The sequence below is a fragment of the Microbacterium sp. SS28 genome (assembly GCF_022761035.1).
Lineage (GTDB): Bacteria > Actinomycetota > Actinomycetes > Actinomycetales > Microbacteriaceae > Microbacterium.
The window spans coordinates 768101-785085 of the sequence record NZ_JAKWJP010000002.1; the positions used below are offsets into that span (position 1 = coordinate 768101).

Below are 16985 nucleotides of genomic sequence, written 5' to 3' on the forward strand. Positions count from 1 at the left end.
TGCGCATGGCCGATCCCGCAGCATCCTCGCCCGCTGTACGCCTGTTCCTGCCGCCGCGCGGGCTCGCCGTGTTCTGGATCGTCGCGTCCGTCCTCGGCGGCGTCGTCGCGTTCCTGCTCTACCTCGAGTACATCGGGCAGCTGCGCGGCACGGATCCGATCATCTCGTGCAGCATCTCGGTCATCGTGACGTGCGGCCCGAATCTGCTCTCGCCGGGCGGCAATCTCCTGGGCTTCTCGAACTCGATCCTCGGCATCGTCCTGTTCTGCGGACCGCTCTACGCCGCGATGAGCGCCTTTGCCGCCCCCGGCGGACTGCGGGCCTGGTACTGGCGCGTGTTCACGGCGTTCGTGACGGGGGCGTTCCTGCTCGTGCACTTCTTCGCGTGGCGCAGCGTCTTCGAGTACGGGTCGCTGTGCCCGTGGTGCATGGTCGTGTGGCTCGTGACGATCCCGCTGTTCTGGTTCACGCTCGGCTGGGGCCTGCGGGACGGCCTGTTCGGCGAGGGCGCGCGCAGATTCGGCGCTCGGCTGTACTCATGGGCACTGCTCGTGACCGTCGTGGACTACGCGATCATCGCGATCGCCGCGCAGGTGCGCCTCGACGTGCTCGGCTCGCTGTTCTGACCCGGCCATAGGCTGGACGGCATGGCCACTCCCGATTTCGTCCTCGAGCTGCGCCGCCACGTCGGGACGATGCCTCTGCCGCTCTCGGGCGTGACCGCCGTCATCGTGCGCGGCCGGCAGGTGCTCCTGGGGCGCCGCAGCGACAACGGCCACCTGACGCCCGTCACGGGGATCGTCGACCCGGGTGAGGAGCCCGCGGATGCCGCAGCCCGCGAGGCCCTCGAAGAGGCCGGCGTCGTCATCCGCGTCGATCGCCTCGCGTGGGTGCACCAGATCCCCCGCGTCACGTACGACAACGGCGACCAGAGCGACTATCTCGATCTGACGTTCCGCTGCACCTGGCTCTCGGGCGAGCCGTTCCCCGTCGACGGCGAGATGACCGACGTCGGCTGGTACGACCTTGCGACCCTCGGCGACCTGGGGATCGGCGACGACATGACGGCCCGGATCGCGGCGGCACTCTCGCCCGACGCGGCGGCGCGCTTCGAGGGCGGTCGCTGACCCGGCCCCCGTCTCGTCAGCCGTCGACGGTCACGAGCTCGAAGCCCCGCGCGCGGAGGTCGGCGGCGGCAGCCAGAGCACCCCGGCAGGTGCCGCTCCCCGGGTGGTTCATGTGGGCGAGCACGATGCCGCCCGCCTCGCTGCGGCCGAATTCCGCGCGCACCGTCCGCGCGTCGAACTCGCTCCCCCGTCGCCGTTGACGCTGAACCCGATGGGCGTCTCGCCGAGGTCGAGGACGATCTGCGCGCCGATCTCGTCGTAGTGCGCCGTTCCCGCGCGGAAGAACCGCGGCGGCCGGCCGGTGAGGGTCGTGAGCAGCTCGTGATTGCCCCAGACCTCGTCCACCGCCTCCTGCGATGACCGCGTGCCGGGGATGCCGTACGCGTCCCGGCCGGTGACCGACAGCGGCACGTGCGACGTCCCGTGGTTGCCGAGCTCGAAGAGCGGATCCGCGGCGAGATCGGCCGCGAGCTGCGGATTCGCCTGAATCCATCGACTGTTGAGGAAGAGGGTCGCGGGGATGCCGTCGGCCCTCAGCCCGTCGATGAGCGCGGAGTCGACATCCGAACCGCCCCGTCCACCGCAGGCGTCGAAGGTGAGTGCGACCCGCGGAACGTTCGCAGGGCTCACCGGCTGCATCAGCGCACGGCGCACGCCCGCGACATCCGTCCCCCACTGCGACGGCACGGCACCGGCGTACCGGGCCGCGACAGCCGCCCGATCGGGCGTCGGCGGCGCAGTGAGCGTGGGAGTCGGCGGCGGTGGGCTCGGTCGTGGCGTGCGGGAAGGGCGCGGTGGCGACGGATGCGGCGAGCGAGAAGCCGGCGCGGTGGCAGCGGCGTCGGGATGCCGCTCCGGCGCGCACGATGCCAGGAGCGATGCCCCGGCCGCGACCGCGGCGGCGAGCACCGCTCTCCTTCCCACGCGAGGGTCCCGTTCCATCGCCGACCTCCCAGAGCCGACCCGCCGCCCCCACGGCGGCGACGTCAGCCTAGCGATGCCGACGGCGGGATCGGGCGTCGGGGGTCAGCCGAGCTCTCGTCGCATGAGCACGCGGGGGAATCCGTTGAGCACCGAATCGGTGTCGGCTGCCTTGCGGAAGCCGGCTGCCTGGAAGAGCTTGCGCGTGCCCACGTAGGCCATCGTCAGATCGACCTTCTCGCCTTTGTTGTCGACGGGATACCCCTCGACCGCCGGAGCGCCGTTGTCGCGCGCGAAGTCGACGGCTCCCGCGAGAAGGGCGTGCGAGATCCCCTCGCCGCGGTGACCGGGCCGCACGCGGATGCACCAGATGCTCCACACGTCGAGGTCGTCGACGTGCGGGATCCTGCGGTTGGTCGCGAACGACGTGTCGGCGCGCGGATGCACGGCTGCCCAGCCGACGACCTCGTCACCCTCGTAGGCGAGCACTCCCGGCGGTCCGCCCTTCAGCAGAGCCTCGACCTTGCGGCCCCGCTCCTCGCGGTGCAGCGCGACGTTCTCCTTCGACGGGATGCGGTAGCTCAGGCACCAGCAGACGTCGGCGTCAGGGCGCTTGGGTCCGACCATCGTCGCGATGTCGGCGAATCGCTCGGCGGGACGCACCTCGATGCCCATGCCAACACCCTGCCACCGGCATCCGACAACGCGTCAATCCCCCCGAAGCACCTCGAGTGCGTGCGCGAGGTCGGGCGCGTACTCCGACCGGAAGGTGACCCAGTCCCCCGTCAGCGGGTGCGCGAACGAGAGCTCGTGTGCGTGCAGCCACTGCCGCGTCAGGCCGAGCCGCGCGGAGAGGGTCGGGTCGGCGCCGTAGAGGGGATCTCCGACGCACGGATGCCGGTGCGCGGCCATGTGCACGCGGATCTGGTGCGTGCGTCCTGTCTCGAGGTGGATCTCGAGCAGCGATGCCCCCGGGAACGCCTCGAGCGTCTCGTAGTGCGTGACGGAGTCCTTGCCGGCCGGCGTCACCGCGAACTTCCAGGAGTGCGTCGGATGCCGGCCGATGGGCGCGTCGATCGTGCCCGACAGGGGGTCGGGATGCCCCTGCACGACGGCGTGGTAGATCTTCTCGACCTCGCGCTCCTTGAAGGCGCGCTTGAGGGCGGTGTAGGCCCGCTCGGTCTTGGCGACGACCATGAGGCCGCTCGTGCCGACGTCGAGGCGATGCACCACGCCCTGGCGCTCCGCGGCGCCCGTCGTCGCGATGCGGTAGCCGCCCGCCGCGAGGGCGCCGAGCACCGTGGGGCCCTCCCAGCCGACGGACGGGTGCGCTGCGACGCCGGAGGGCTTGTCGACCACGACGATCTCGTCGTCGTCGAACACGATCCCGAGATCGGGAACCTCGACGGGGATGATCTCGGGCTCGCGGCGCTCCTGCCAGTCGACCTCGAGCCAGCCGCCCGCGCGGAGCTTGTCGGACTTGGTCAGCCGGCGCCCGTCCAGCTGCACGCCGCCCCCGTCGGCGACTTCAGCCGCGAAGGTGCGCGAGAAGCCGAGCATCTTGGCCAACGCGGCGTCGACGCGCACACCGTCGAGGCCGTCCGGGATCGGCAGTGTCCGTGACGGCATCTCAGAGGTTTTTGCGCGCGTCCGGGTCGTCGGCGAGCCGGTCCGCTTCGCGCGCGACGGCTTCCTGCTCGGCCTCGCTCAGCGGGGGCAGGCCGAGCTCGTCGGCCGGGATGCCCGTGTTGGGGTCGGCGACCGGGAACTCCTGATTGAAGGACCCGTCCACGACTCCCCCGGGGGGAATCTCGTCGCCGTCCGCGCCCAGGATCGTCTCTTCGCCGGGTGCCTGCTCCGGCACATCGTCTCCGAGGTGCTTACGGTGCCACTCGCCGCTCATGTTCACTCCCACCAGTACCAACAGAGCCACACCGATCATCATCGAGACGATGAAGATGTCGGCGACGTTGTAGATCGCGGGCATCATCCACGGGGTGTTGATGAAGTCTACGACGTGGCCGACCGGGAACCCCGGCGCGCGGAAGAGGCGGTCGGTGAGGTTGCCCAGCACACCGCCGAGCAGCAATCCGAGCGCGACGGCCCAGAGCCTCGAACGCACCCGCGTGGCCGCGAGCCACACGATGATGCAGGCGACGACCGCGAGCGCGATCGTGAAGATCCACGTCACGCCCTCGCCGAGCGAGAAGGCCGCTCCAGGGTTGCGGACGAGGTAGAAGATCAGGAAGTCCCCGATGACGTGGACCGGCTCCTCAGGGGGCAGGTTCTCGATCGCGAGGTACTTCGTGAACTGGTCGGCGGCCAGCACCAGCACCGCGAGAATCGCGATGGTGGTGCCGGCCGCCGCCTGACGAAGGGGTGTTCGGCCTGTCAACGCCTCGGCCTAGAGACCGATGGCGGAGACCGGCGTGGGGCCGGACGCGTTCGCCGTCGTCTCGAGGTCGCGCAGGTGGCCTTCGATGTAGGAGCGCAGCTGCTGACGGTAGTCGCGCTCGAACGTGCGCAGCTCCGTGATGCGGCCCTCGAGCGTCGTGCGCTCGCGGTCGAGGCGCGCGAGCTCTTCGCGGCCCTTGGCCTCGGCGTCCGCGAGGATCGCCGCTGCCTGCGACTGTGCGTCCGAGATGAGCTGGTCGCGCTTGCTGCGGCCCTCGGCGACGTGCTCGTCGTGGAGGCGCTGCGCGAGCTCGATGATGCCTGCGCTGGCAGCGGCGGGAGGAGCGTCGGACACGGGCGCCTGCACGGGGGCGGGCGCCTCGTAGGCGGGCTCGGGGGCGGGAGCGGCGGCTGCCGGAGCGGCGGCACCCGACTCGTACTCGGCGAGCTTGGCCTTCAGCTCGTCGTTCTCGGCGATGGTCTTGCGCCACTCGACGACGATCTCGTCCAGGAAGTCGTCGACCTCGTCCGGGTCGAAGCCCTCCTTGAAACGAACGTGCTGAAACTGCTTGGTGACGACGTCATCGGGGGTCAAAGCCATTGTGATTCCTCTTTCGAGCGCTCAAGTCGCCGGCGGTTCGGAGCGGTTCCGCCCCGGGGCGGGCGGACCGTCCCAGCAAATCATAGTCGTCGCACTTTGGCGGTGCGAGGTCGGGAGACGCGGTTCGAAACGGTCTCCCAGGTGGAGGTGCGCTCTCGCGTCAGCTCGCGACGGAGCGCGTGACGGACAGCAGCACGAGGCAGAGCAGCATCGTGATCGCGAATCCGAAGTCGATCGCGACCTGCCCCACGCGCAGGGGCGGGATGAGCCGCCGGAAGAGCTTGAGAGGCGGATCGGTCACCGTGTAGACGACCTCGGCGGCGACGAGCCCGGCGCCGCGGGGGCGCCATTCGCGATTGAAGAACGGGATCCAGTCGAGGATGAGCCTGACGAGGAGGAACAGGACGTAGATCAGCAGGAGCGCGTTGAGGACCGCCGCGATGATGCGGATGATGTCCACGGGGCTACGGCGCGAACGGGACCGACTCGGCGTCGGGCTGAGCGACCGACCCGTCGCCGGACACGTTGACGCTCTCGGGCGAGAGCAGGAACACCTTGCTCGTCACGCGCTCGATGCGGCCGTAGAGGCCGAGCGAGAGCCCGCTCGCGAAGTCGATGAGACGGCGCGCGTCGGCGTCGCTCATCTGCGAGAGGTTGATGATGACCGGGATGCCGTCACGGAAGTTCTCGGCGATCACCTGCGCGTCGCGGTACTGCTTGGGGTGCACCGTGAGGATCTCGCTGATCGCGGAGGGCGCGGGCTGGCGCACGACCGCGGGCCGATGCAGCGGCGTCACGGGCGCGGGGGCCTTCTCGACGGGCTGCACGGTCTTGCGGCTCGACGGCTGCGGCGCAGGCTCCTCGTAGACCTCTTCCTCATCGGCCAAGCCGAGGTAGACCATGGTCTTCTTGAGCGGGTTCGACATCGCATCCTCCATGTGTGCTCGCCGTCTACCTCGTCTTTACGAGGCTAACGGGGGGTTGGCCTGGGGCCGGTGATTGCAGAGCCGATCCGCAGGTGTGTCGCACCCGCCGCGATCGCCTCGGCGAAATCCGCCGTCATACCGGCGGAGATCCAGGTCGCCTCGGGGACGACCGTGCGCACGCGCGCGCTGCACGCCGCGAGGCGCTCGAAGGCCGCGGCGGGCGACTCGTCGAGCGGAGCGACAGCCATGACGCCGCGCACGCGCAGCGTCGGGCGTCCCGCCGCGTGCGCCGCGAGCTGCTCGAGACCGTCCGGGGCGACGCCACCGCGGCCCGGATCGTCGGTCAGGTTGATCTGCAGCAGGACGTCGAGGGGCGGCATCCCCTCTCCTGCCGCGTCGAGCGAGTCGGCGAGTCGCGCGCGGTCGACCGAGTGGACGACGGATGCCACGGCCCGGATCGCGCGCGCCTTGTTGGTCTGCGCCTGCCCGATGAAGTGCCACGCGAGCCCGTCGAGGGCACCGACCTCGCGGGCCTTCTCGGTGAACTCCTGCTGGCGGTTCTCGCCGACGTCGCGGACGCCGAGAGCGTAGAGCTCGTCGACGATCGACGCGGGGTGGAACTTCGTCACGACGATGCGGGTCAACGCACGCGGATCGCGGCCCGCCGCACGAGCGGCGTCCGCGATCCGGGCGTCGACCTCGGCGAGACGCTCGGCGAGATCGGACACTGCGCGAGGGTTACTTCAGGAAGTCGGGGATGTCGAGGTCGTCGTCCCCGAACGCCGAGTCGTAGCCGGAGTCGCTCGAGACGCTGACCGACACGGGCTCGCGCTCGAAGTCCTTCGCGACGTCCTCTGCAGAGGTCGCCGGCAGCGCAGGGGCGGCCGGAGCGACACGCGCCGCCACGATGGGCTCGAGGCGCGCCTGCGGTTCGCCGCCGTCGAAGCCCGCCGCGATGACGGTGACGCGCACCTCGTCGCCGAGGGTGTCGTCGATGACGGTTCCGAAGATGATGTTCGCCTCGGGGTGCGCCGCCTCTTTGACGAGCTGCGCCGCGTCGTTGATCTCGAAGATGCCGAGGTTCGACCCGCCCTGGATCGACAGCAGCACGCCGTGCGCGCCCTCGATCGAGGCCTCGAGAAGCGGCGACTCGACGGCGAGCTCGGCCGCCTTGATCGCCCGATCGGCTCCGCGCGCCGAGCCGATGCCCATGAGCGCGGATCCGGCACCCTGCATGACCGACTTGACGTCGGCGAAGTCGAGGTTGATCAGACCCGGGGTCGTGATGAGGTCTGTGATGCCCTGCACACCGGCGAGGAGCACCTGGTCGGCCGTAGCGAAAGCCTCGATCATCGAGATGCCGCGGTCGCTGATCTCGAGGAGCCGGTCGTTCGGCACCACGATGAGGGTGTCGACCTCTTCCTTGAGCTTCGCGACGCCCGTCTCAGCCTGCTGCTGCCGGCGGCGACCCTCGAACGAGAAGGGCTTGGTGACGACACCGATCGTGAGGGCGCCGATCGACTTCGCGATCTTGGCGACGACGGGAGCACCGCCCGTGCCGGTTCCACCGCCCTCGCCCGCCGTGACGAAGACCATGTCGGCGCCGCGCAGCGCCTCTTCGATCTCTTCCGCGTGGTCCTCCGCGGCCCGACGCCCGACCTCGGGGTCGGCGCCTGCGCCGAGGCCCCGCGTGAGCTCGCGGCCCACGTCGAGCTTGACGTCGGCGTCGCTCATGAGCAGCGCCTGCGCGTCGGTGTTGATCGCGATGAACTCGACGCCGCGCAGGCCGAGGTCGATCATGCGGTTGACCGCATTGACGCCGCCGCCGCCGACACCGACGACCTTGATCACGGCGAGGTAGTTCTGGTTCTGGCTCATGCCCGGCCTCCGTCTGTTCCGCGAACCCCGAAACCTTCAACCTCAACTAGAGGTGTAAAGAATTTCCCGGTATGCATTTCCTGATCTCGAAGGTATGCGGCGGCGCGCAACGCGCGCGGAGCGGCGTGGGCGTGTCGCGACATCCCGATGAAAGATCCGTCGCAACCGGACGGTCAGCGCACGACGACGGCGTGCGGCGACGAGACGTCGTACGCGCTCACGGTCGACGGCGGCCGCTGGGCCATCGTCTTCTCGAGGACGAGCGCCTTCATCGCGGAATCCTCCGCGCTCCCCCACACGACATCGCAGTTCACGCCGCCGAGGGTGAGGGTCACGTCGTCGGCGGTGCTCGCCGAGATAGCCGTGACCTGATCGCGGATCGAGGCGGGCAGCGTGCGCATGACCTGACCGACGGCGACGAAGGCGGGCGAGTCCGTGCCTCCCGCGATCGTCAGCAGCGGAGTCCCCGCCGACGGCGTCTCGGTCGTCGAGAGCGCGACGCCCGCGGCATCGACGAGCGTGTAGCCGGCGCGGGACTGGACGAGGCCGATCGGCAGGCGCTCGACGATCCGGACGACGAGCTCGTGCGGCGGCCTGGCCTCGAGGGAGTACGACTGCACGAGCGGGAAGGCGATGAGCGCCGCCTTGACCGCGCTCTCGTCGACGAGCGGGAGCGGCGTGCCGACCTGGTCGGAGAGCGCGGCCTCGACCTCCTGCGCGTCGAGCAGCGACGCGCCGACGACCGTGATCCGCTCGACGCCGAAGAGGGGGCTGTACGCGGCAGCGAGCGTCATGAGGACGAGGAGCAGGACGGATGCCGCCGCCCCGAGCCACAGCATCCGTCGCCGTCGCTGGCGGACGGTGAACCGGCGCACCTCGGCGCGGAGCGCCTTGCGGCGCGCGCGGGCAGCTCGCCACACGTCGCTGAGCTGGACGGGCGGCGCGGGCGCTTCGGGCGTCTCGTCTGCTTCGGACGCGTCTTCCGCCGTCGCCAGCGGGATGACGGGTGCCAGCGCGGGCTCGGTGCCGTCCGGGCCGACGGGACGGCGTTCGGCGTCGACTTCGTCGGGTGCACCGGGGGCGTCGTCGTGGACGACGGGCGGCTCCTCCACGGCCTCGCCGCCGGCGGGCCTCGCCGTCGGCGGGAGCGGGGTGGGCCGACGCATCCGGCTACTCCCCCGGAGCCGTCCGCGCGAGCGCGTCGAGCACCTGCGGGATGATGAGGTTCACGTTGCCGCAGCCGAGGGTGATGACGTAGTCGCCGTCGCGCGCGACGGATGCCGTGTAGTCGGCGGCCGCCTGCCAGTCCGCGACGTAGTGGACGTGGTCGGGGTCGCCGAACGCGCCGCTCACGAGCTCGCCCGTGACGCCCGGCACGGGGTCTTCGCGCGCGCCGTACACGTCGAGGACGACCGTGTGGTCGGCGAGGCCCTCGAGGACCTCGGCGAATTCGCGGTACATGTGCTGCGTGCGCGAGTAGGTGTGCGGCTGGTGGAGCGCGATGAGCCGCCCGTCGCCCACGACGGTGCGCGCGGCGCTCAGCGCCGCCGCGACCTCGGTCGGGTGGTGCGCGTAGTCGTCGAAGACGCTCACGCCGCGCTCGACGCCGTGCAGCTCGAACCGGCGGACGGTGCCGAGGAATCCCTCGACGGCGCGGACGGCCGCCTCGAGGGCGAAGCCGAGGGTCACGAGCACCGCGACGGCGCCCGTGGCATTGATCGCGTTGTGCTCGCCGGGGACGCGGAGGCGGCCCTCGACTGTCGTGCCCTCGTAGGTGACCGCGAACGACACGGGTCCGTCGGTGCGGATGTCGGTCACGCGCAGGTCTGCGGCATCCGCCGTTCCGAAGGTCAGCACGTTCGCGTGCGTGAGGAGCCCCGCGACGCGCAGCGCGCCGGGGTCGTCCGCCGAGATCACGACGGCTTCCCGAGCCTCGTTCGCGAACGTCGCGAATCCTTCGTAGAAGGCGTCGTCGGTGCCCCAGTGGTCGAGGTGGTCGGGGTCGACGTTCGTGATGAGCGCGATCGACGTGTCGTAGAGCAGGAACGTGCCGTCGGACTCGTCGGCCTCGATGACGAAGAGCTCGTCCGAGCCCGTTCCGCTCGAGACGCCCAACTGCGCGACGACACCGCCGCTGACGAACGTGGGATCCGCGTCGAGCGCCTGCAGCGCCGTCACGATCATGCCCGTCGAGGTCGTCTTGCCGTGGGCGCCCGCGACCGAGACGAGCCGGCGGCCGCCGATGAGCCAGTGCAGCGCCTGCGAGCGGTGGATGACGTGGAGTCCGCGCTCCTTCGCGAGGAGGAACTCGGGGTTCTCGGGCCAGATCGCCCCCGTGTGGATGACGGTGTCGACGTCGTCAGGCAGGTTCGCGGCGTCGTGGCCGACGAAGACCGTGGCTCCGCGCTCGGCGAGATCGTGCAGCGCCGGGCTGTCGGCGCGGTCGGAGCCCGAGACGCGGATGCCGCGCTCGAGGAACATGCGGGCGAGACCCGACATGCCGGATCCGCCGATTCCGATGAAGTGCGCGGCCTCGATGCTCTCGGGAATGGGAAGGCTCAGGTCGGGTCTGATCATGACCCGACAAGTCTACGTTCGGCCCCGCCGACGCCCGCCTCGGCGCGCCCCGCGCGCGACCCTCCCGGCGAAGCCTCAGGCGCCGAGCGCCTCGTCGATCATCGCGACGACGTTCTCGGTGCCCGTGCGCGTGCCGACGGATGCCGCTGCCTCGCGCATCGCCGTGAGCCGAGCCCCGTCTCCCAGGAGCGGCACGACGTCGCCGCGCACCCGGTCGGGCGTGAACTCCGCGTCCGGGATGAGCAGCGCCGCCCCCGCGCGGACCGCCGAGCCCGCGTTGAGCGCCTGCTCGCCGTTGCCGACGGCGTACGGCACGTAGACGGCCGGGATGCCGAGCGCGCTGATCTCGCTCACCGTCGCTGCTCCTGCACGCGAGACGATCGCGTCGGCGAGCGCGAACGCGAGGTCCATCCGGTCGACATAGCGCAGCACGGCATATCCCTCGGCGCCGGGGTCGGGCAGCTCGGACTTCTCACCCGTGACGTGGATGAGCTGCCACCCGGCGCCGAGGATGTCGCGCCACGCGCCGCCGAACGCGTCGTTGAGGCGCTGCGCACCGAGCGATCCGCCGAACACGAGGAGCGTGGGCTTCGCCGTGTCGAGACCGAAGTGCGCGGCCGCCTCGGCGCGGGTCGCGTCGCGGTCGAGCGTCACGATCTCGCGACGCAGCGGCATCCCGACGACTCGACTCCTCTTGAGGGGAGTGCCGGCGAAGGCGACGCCCGATCGCGCCGCGCGACGTGCGCCGAGCACGTTCGCGAGGCCCGGGCGCGCGTTGGCCTCGTGCACGACGTACGGCACGCGCGCACGGCTCGCCGCGACATAGGCCGGCGCCGAGGCGTAGCCGCCGAAGCCCACCACGACATCGACCTGCCGCGCACGGAGGTGCTCGCGCACCTGTCCGACGGCGCGGCGGAAGCGCGCGGGGAACCCCGCCGCTGCCCGGTTCGGCCGCCGCGGGAAGGGCACCTTGTCGACGAAGAGCAGCTCGTAGCCCCGCAGCGGGACGAGCCGCGCCTCGAGGCCTTCGCGCGTGCCGAGCACGAGCACCTCGGCGTCCGGCTCGCGCTCGCGCAGGGCGTCGGCGACGGCGAGCAGCGGGTTGACGTGACCCGCCGTGCCCCCTCCTGCGAGGAGGTAAGTGCGGGCGCGCCTCGGGCTGTGGTCCGGGTTGGTCACCTGGAGATCTTCGCACGCGGCGTGCGCGGCATCCGTTCCCGCGGTGTGCGCGCACGCACCGGTGCGGGCAGCGTCCGGGCGAACGAGAGCAGCACGCCGCACGCGAGGAGCACCGACAGGAGCGAGGTGCCGCCCTGCGACATGAACGGCAGCGGGACGCCCAGCACGGGGAACACGCGCAGGACGACGCCGATGTTCACGAGCGCCTGACCCACGATCCAGACAGTGATGGCACCCGAGACGATGCGGACGAAGGGATCGTCCGTCTTGCGGACGATGTGGAAGGCACCGACCGCGAAGAGCGCGAAGAGTCCGAGCACGACGATGCAGCCGAGCAGGCCGAGCTCCTCGCCGACGATCGCGAAGATGTAGTCGTTCGCGGCCGCCGGCAGCCAGTCGTACTTCTCTTTCGAGTTGCCGAGGCCGAGCCCCAGAATGCCGCCGCCTGCGAGCCCCCAGATGCCGTGCAGCGGCTGCCAGCAGTCGCCGAAGTAGTCCGAGAGGCAGTCCGTGTTGAGGAAGCTCATGATTCGCCGCATGCGGTCGGGGCTCGTCCACGCGAACACGACGGCGCCGACGACGCCCAGCAGCGCCGGGAGGATGAAGAGCCGCAGCTTGACGCCCGAGAAGAACAGCGCGCCGAGGGCGGCGAGGGCGATGATCATCGCCGTTCCCATGTCCTTGCCCGCCATGACTGTCGCGAGCACGAGGATCGTCATGGGCACGAGCGGGATGAGCACGTGCGACCACGACCCGAGCAGCGTCCGCTTGCGGAAGAGGACGTATCCGATCCACAGTGCGAGCGTCAGCTTGAGGAACTCGGACGGCTGGGCCTGCAGGCCCGCGATCATGATCCAGTTGCGGTTGCCGGCGTTCTCGACGCCGAGGCCCGGCACGAAGACGAGCAGCTGGAAGAGGATCGCGAAGATGAGCGCGGGCCACGCGATCTTCTTCCAGAACGCGACGGGCAGCCGGCTCGCGACGAACATGAGCGGGATTCCGAGCGTCGCGAAGAGCGCCTGCTTGAGCACCGCCTCGTACGGCGGCTGACCCGCCGCCGTCGCCGTCGCGGAGGTCGCCGACAGGATCATGACGAGACCGAAGCCCGTCAGCAGCAGCGCCGTCGAGGCGATCAGGAGGAATTCGCTCGGGACCGGCGCGAAGACCTTGCCGAGATTGACACGAGCCGCGAGCCCCCGGCGGGCGGATGTCTCGGCGGCCTGCTCAGGAAGGGTCGACTGCGGTCGGGTCGGCGTGACCGTCGTGTTCGCCATCGGCCCCCCTCGCGAACCTGTCCTTCACCGCGTCCGCGAACCTGCGGCCTCGGTCGGCGTAGGACGAGAACTGGTCGAAGGACGCCGCAGCGGGGGCGAGCAGTACGACGTCCCCGTCACGGGCGATCCCGGCAGCCAGTTCGACGACCCGCGCCATGACCTCTTCAGTCTCATCGGGGACGACCTCGAACACGGGCACCTGGGGCGCGTGTCGCGAGAACGCCGCGACGATCGCCTCGCGCTCGAGGCCGATCACGACAGCCGCCTTCGCGTGCACACCTCGTCCGGCGACGAGATCGGCGACGTCGACGCCCTTGAGGAGTCCCCCGACGATCCAGACGGCGCCCGGGTAGGCGGCGAGGGAGGATGCCGCGGCGTGCGGGTTCGTGGCCTTCGAGTCGTCGACCCACGTGACACCGCCCGCGACCGCGACGATCTCGATGCGGTGCGGGTCGAGGCGGAAGTCGCGCAGCGCCTCGCGGATCGCGGCGGGCGGGACCTCGAGCGAGCGGGCGAGGGCGCTCGCGGCCAAGATGTTGGCGACGATGTGCGGCGCGGCGAGCCCCGCCTGCGCGAGATCGTCGATCGTCGTGAGCTCGAGTGCGCTCGTGCGGCGGTCCTCGAGGAAGGCGCGGTCGACCAGGATGCCGTCGACGACGCCGAGGTCGCTCGGGCCGGGCACGCCGAGGTCGAAGCCGATGGCGCGGGCGCCGTCGACGACGTCCGCGTCCTCGACCATGCGCCGCGTCGCCTCGTCGGCCTTGTTGTAGACGCAGGCGACGCGCGTGAGGTCGTACACGTGGGCCTTGGCATCGCGGTAGGCGTCCGCCGAGCCGTGCCACTCGAGGTGGTCGTCGGCGAGGTTGAGGCACACGCTCGCGTGCGGTGAGACGGCGTCGGGTCCGGTCTGCAGTCCGAGATACCAGAGCTGGTGGCTCGAGAGCTCGACGACGAGCGCGTCGAAGCCGGACGGGTCGCGCACCGCGTCGAGGATCGGCGTGCCGATGTTGCCGACCGGCACGGCGCGCAGACCGCCCGCGACGAGCATCGTCGCCGTCAGGCGCGTCGTCGTCGTCTTGCCGTTCGTTCCCGTGATGAGGATCCAGTCGGCCGGGCGGCCGTCGGGCCGCACGACCTTGTCGCGCACGCGCCACGCGAGCTCGATGTCGCCCCACAGTGCGATGCCGGATTCCTGGGCCCATGCGATGACGGGATGCCCCGGCGCGAAGCCCGGCGAGGCGATGACGACGTCGGCGGCGAAGTCGGCGAGCTCGGCCGGCACCGTGTCGAGCGGCCCCGTCCAGAGGCGGGCGCCGATGACGGGGAGCAGTCGCTCGTACTCCTCGTCGGCGCGCTCCGTGACGACGAGGACGTCGGCGCCGAGCTCGGCGAGCGTGTCGGCGACCGAGAAGCCCGTGACCGACATGCCGAGGACCGCGACGCGCAGGCCCTTCCAGTCCGCGTGCCAGCTCGTCAGAGTGTTCAAGCGGTCGTGGGTCACCTGTTCGCCTTCCCCTCGATCAGCGCCCTGTGCCGGCTCGTGAGCGTGTCAAGACGGATCCCGCTCACGTGCGTGCGAGCCATTCGACGTAGAACGCCCCGACGCCCGTGACGGCGAGCATCCCGGCGATGATCCACATGCGCACGACGATCGTCGTCTCGGCCCATCCGCGCATCTCGAGGTGATGGTGGAAGGGGCTCATGAGGAAGAGGCGCTTGCCCTTCGTGAGCTTGAAGTACCAGCGCTGCAGGATGACCGATCCCGGGCCGATGATGAAGACCCCCGCGACGATGACGGCGAGGATCTCGGTGCGCGAGAGGATCGACATCGCCGCGATGACGCCGCCGATCGCCATCGAGCCGACATCGCCCATGAAGACCTGCGCCTTCGGCGCGTTCCACCAGAGGAAGCCGACGAGCGCGCCGACGAAGGCGGCCGCGACGATCGTGAGGTCGAGCGGATCGCGCGTGCCGTAGCACGCCGTCTGGAAGCTCGCGACGAGATCCGACGAGTCGCAGCGCTGCTGGAACTGCCAGAACGTGATGAGGCTCATCGCGGCGACCGTGAAGATTCCCGAGCCGGCCGCGAGGCCGTCGAGGCCGTCCGTGACGTTCGTGCTGTTCGACCACGCGACGCCGATGAAAGTGACCCACAGGATGTAGAGGATCCAGCCGACGATGAGCCCCAGTGCCATGAACGAGAGGACCGGGATGTCGCGGAAGAACGATACGTACGGCGATGCGGGCGTCTGCCCCGCGGGGTTGGCGAAGTTGAGCGACACGATGGCCCACGGCACGATGACGATGACCTGCCCGAGCACCTTGCGCCAGCCCGTCAGGCCGAGGCTGCGCTGGCGGTGCACCTTCATGTAATCGTCGATGAACCCGACGACGCCGAAGCCGACCATCATCCACAGCACGAGCAGACCCGAGATCGTCGGCGGGAAGTTGCCCGCGTACGTGCCGATGAAGTAGCCGACGAGGGTCCCGAAGATGAAGATGACGCCGCCCATCGTGGGCGTTCCGCGCTTCGCCTCGTGCGGCGGGATGTTGCCGTCCTCGGGCGTGCGGATGATCTGGCCCCAGCCCCACCTGCGGAACAGCCGCAGGAAGACCGGTGTCAGGAAGAGCGTGAATGCGAGGGAGATCGCCGCCGCCGTCAGGAGTGATCTCACGAGAAGGATTCTCCCAGACGATCGCCGAGGAACCGCAGGCCCGCCGAGTTCGACGACTTCACGAGCACGCGGTCGCCGTCGCGCAGCTCGGTGAGCAGGTACTCGAACGCGTCGTCCGCCGTCAGGAAGAAGACGGCCTCGCCGTCCCACGAGCCCTGGGCGATCGCTTCGAGGAACATCCGGCGCGCCGGCGCGCCGACCACGACGATCCGCTGGATGCCGAGCCGCACGGCGAGCAGGCCCACGCGGTCGTGCTCCTCTTCGGCGTACTCGCCGAGTTCGCTCATGGCGCCCAGGACCGCGACGGTGCGCTCTCCGGGCCGTACGATCTGCGCGAGGGTGCGCAGCGCCGCAGACATCGAGTCGGGGCTCGCGTTGTAGGCGTCGTTGATGATGCGGACGCGGTCGGAGCCGAGCGGCTGCATGCGCCAGCGCTCCGCGAGCTCGACGGTCTCGAGGCGGGCGATGCACGCCTCGAGGGGCACGCCCAGCGCCGTGGCCGCCGCGATCGCAGCGAGGGCGTTGGTGACGTGGTGCTCGCCGAGCACGCGCAGATCCAGCGTCGCGCTGACCCCGTCGGCGGTCACGACGGACCGGGTTCCGGATGCCGTCAGCTCGACGTCGTCCGCGCGCACGTCCGTCGCACTCGCGCCGCGCCCGAACCAGCGGACAGCGGCATCCCGGTCCCCTGCGATCCCCGCCATCGACGCGACGCGCGCGTCGTCGGCGTTGAGGACGGCGAGTCCGCCGGGGCGGATCGCGCGGACGAGCTCGGACTTCGCGGCGAGGGTCGCCTCGATGCCGCCGAAGCCGCCCGCGTGCGCCATGCCCACCATGAGCACGATGCCGACGTCGGGATCGACGAGGCCCGCGAGGCGCGCGATCTCACCGGGACCGCTCGCGCCGAACTCGCTCACGAGGAAGCGCGTCGCGTGCGTGACGCGCAGCATCGTGAGCGGCGCGCCCACCTCGTTGTTGAACGAGGCGCGCGGAGAGACCGTCTCGCCCTCGTCCTGGAGGATGCGCGCGAGGAGGTTCTTGGTCGTCGTCTTGCCGTTGGATCCCGTGATGCCGATGACCTTCAGGCTCCCGCCCGCGCGGACGCGGGCGACGACGTCGCGGGCGAGGTCGGCGAGGGCTGCGACGACGTCCGGCACGAGGATCTGCGTGACGGCGGCCTCGACGGGCCGCTCCACGAGCGCGAGGACCGCGCCGCGGGCGACGGCCGCGTCGACGAAGAGGTGCCCGTCGGTCTCCTCACCGGGCTTGGCGACGAAGATGCCGCCCGGCTCGATGAGCCGGGAGTCGGTGTCGACGCCACCCGAGACGATCGTGTCGGGAGTGTCGCCGTTCGCGAGCCGGAGCTCGCCCGAGACGGCGTGTGCGAGTTGAGTGAGTGTGAGGTCGATCATCGTTTTCGGGCCGGTCGGGCG

The 16985-nt window shown here is 70.7% G+C and carries 17 protein-coding genes and 1 pseudogene; 2 read left to right on the forward strand and 16 right to left on the reverse strand.

Going from position 1 to position 16985, the window contains the following annotated elements:
- Positions 1–5: 5 nt before the first annotated feature.
- The gene (locus tag MJ607_RS08955; protein WP_243075214.1) at positions 6–626 is read left to right on the forward strand and encodes a vitamin K epoxide reductase family protein; all 621 of its coding nucleotides are present in this window, start codon (positions 6–8) and stop codon (positions 624–626) included.
- 21 nt (positions 627–647) lie between these two features.
- Positions 648–1127 carry an NUDIX domain-containing protein gene (locus MJ607_RS08960; RefSeq protein WP_243075215.1) on the forward strand — a complete coding sequence of 160 codons (480 nt, stop codon included), beginning with the start codon at positions 648–650 and terminating at the stop codon, positions 1125–1127.
- 108 nt (positions 1128–1235) lie between these two features.
- Here MJ607_RS08960 and MJ607_RS08965 read toward each other — a convergent pair whose 3' ends face one another.
- From MJ607_RS08965 to murF, 16 genes and pseudogenes are all read right to left on the reverse strand, one after another.
- Positions 1236–1814 (reverse strand): polysaccharide deacetylase family protein, encoded by a 579-nt coding sequence (locus MJ607_RS08965; RefSeq protein WP_243075216.1) that lies wholly within the window; start codon positions 1812–1814, stop codon positions 1236–1238.
- A 339-nt stretch (positions 1815–2153) separates the two neighbouring features.
- Complete coding sequence (locus MJ607_RS08970) at positions 2154–2723, reverse strand: GNAT family N-acetyltransferase (RefSeq protein WP_243075217.1); 570 nt, start codon at positions 2721–2723, stop codon at positions 2154–2156.
- A gap of 33 nt (positions 2724–2756) precedes the next feature.
- A complete protein-coding gene (locus MJ607_RS08975) occupies positions 2757–3677 on the reverse strand; it encodes an RluA family pseudouridine synthase (protein WP_243075218.1) in 921 nt (306 codons plus the stop codon).
- Between the two features lie 265 nt (positions 3678–3942).
- Positions 3943–4443, reverse strand: a pseudogene (gene lspA / locus MJ607_RS08980) (signal peptidase II); the annotation flags it as partial.
- Positions 4444–4452: 9 nt separating this feature from the next.
- Positions 4453–5043 (reverse strand): DivIVA domain-containing protein, encoded by a 591-nt coding sequence (locus tag MJ607_RS08985; protein WP_243075219.1) that lies wholly within the window; start codon positions 5041–5043, stop codon positions 4453–4455.
- A 160-nt stretch (positions 5044–5203) separates the two neighbouring features.
- Positions 5204–5503 carry a YggT family protein gene (locus MJ607_RS08990; protein WP_243075220.1) on the reverse strand — a complete coding sequence of 100 codons (300 nt, stop codon included), beginning with the start codon at positions 5501–5503 and terminating at the stop codon, positions 5204–5206.
- Between the two features lie 4 nt (positions 5504–5507).
- Positions 5508–5969: a cell division protein SepF gene (locus tag MJ607_RS08995; protein WP_243075221.1), complete on the reverse strand. Its 462-nt coding sequence runs from the start codon at positions 5967–5969 to the stop codon at positions 5508–5510.
- Between the two features lie 44 nt (positions 5970–6013).
- On the reverse strand, positions 6014–6697 hold the full coding sequence (locus MJ607_RS09000) for a YggS family pyridoxal phosphate-dependent enzyme (RefSeq protein WP_243075222.1): 684 nt from the start codon (positions 6695–6697) through the stop codon (positions 6014–6016).
- Between the two features lie 10 nt (positions 6698–6707).
- Entirely contained in the window at positions 6708–7847 is a 1140-nt protein-coding gene (gene ftsZ, locus MJ607_RS09005; protein ID WP_243075223.1) for a cell division protein FtsZ, read from the reverse strand.
- A gap of 173 nt (positions 7848–8020) precedes the next feature.
- Positions 8021–9013 (reverse strand): FtsQ-type POTRA domain-containing protein, encoded by a 993-nt coding sequence (locus MJ607_RS09010; protein WP_243075224.1) that lies wholly within the window; start codon positions 9011–9013, stop codon positions 8021–8023.
- A 4-nt stretch (positions 9014–9017) separates the two neighbouring features.
- Positions 9018–10424, reverse strand: a complete 1407-nt coding sequence (gene murC, locus MJ607_RS09015; RefSeq protein WP_243075225.1) for a UDP-N-acetylmuramate--L-alanine ligase — start codon at positions 10422–10424, stop codon at positions 9018–9020.
- Positions 10425–10499: 75 nt separating this feature from the next.
- On the reverse strand, positions 10500–11603 hold the full coding sequence (locus tag MJ607_RS09020) for a glycosyltransferase (RefSeq protein WP_243075226.1): 1104 nt from the start codon (positions 11601–11603) through the stop codon (positions 10500–10502).
- Positions 11600–12877, reverse strand: coding sequence for a putative lipid II flippase FtsW (ftsW, locus tag MJ607_RS09025; protein ID WP_243075227.1), 1278 nt, complete (start codon positions 12875–12877; stop codon positions 11600–11602). The genes MJ607_RS09020 and ftsW overlap by 4 nt, the downstream gene beginning before the upstream one ends.
- The gene (gene murD / locus MJ607_RS09030) at positions 12828–14378 is read right to left on the reverse strand and encodes a UDP-N-acetylmuramoyl-L-alanine--D-glutamate ligase (protein ID WP_243075228.1); all 1551 of its coding nucleotides are present in this window, start codon (positions 14376–14378) and stop codon (positions 12828–12830) included. Before murD ends, ftsW begins: the two co-directional genes overlap by 50 nt.
- 64 nt (positions 14379–14442) lie before the next feature.
- On the reverse strand, positions 14443–15552 hold the full coding sequence (gene mraY, locus MJ607_RS09035) for a phospho-N-acetylmuramoyl-pentapeptide-transferase (protein WP_243075229.1): 1110 nt from the start codon (positions 15550–15552) through the stop codon (positions 14443–14445).
- Positions 15549–16964, reverse strand: a complete 1416-nt coding sequence (gene murF, locus MJ607_RS09040; protein WP_243075230.1) for a UDP-N-acetylmuramoyl-tripeptide--D-alanyl-D-alanine ligase — start codon at positions 16962–16964, stop codon at positions 15549–15551. The genes mraY and murF overlap by 4 nt, the downstream gene beginning before the upstream one ends.
- Positions 16965–16985: the final 21 nt, after the last annotated feature.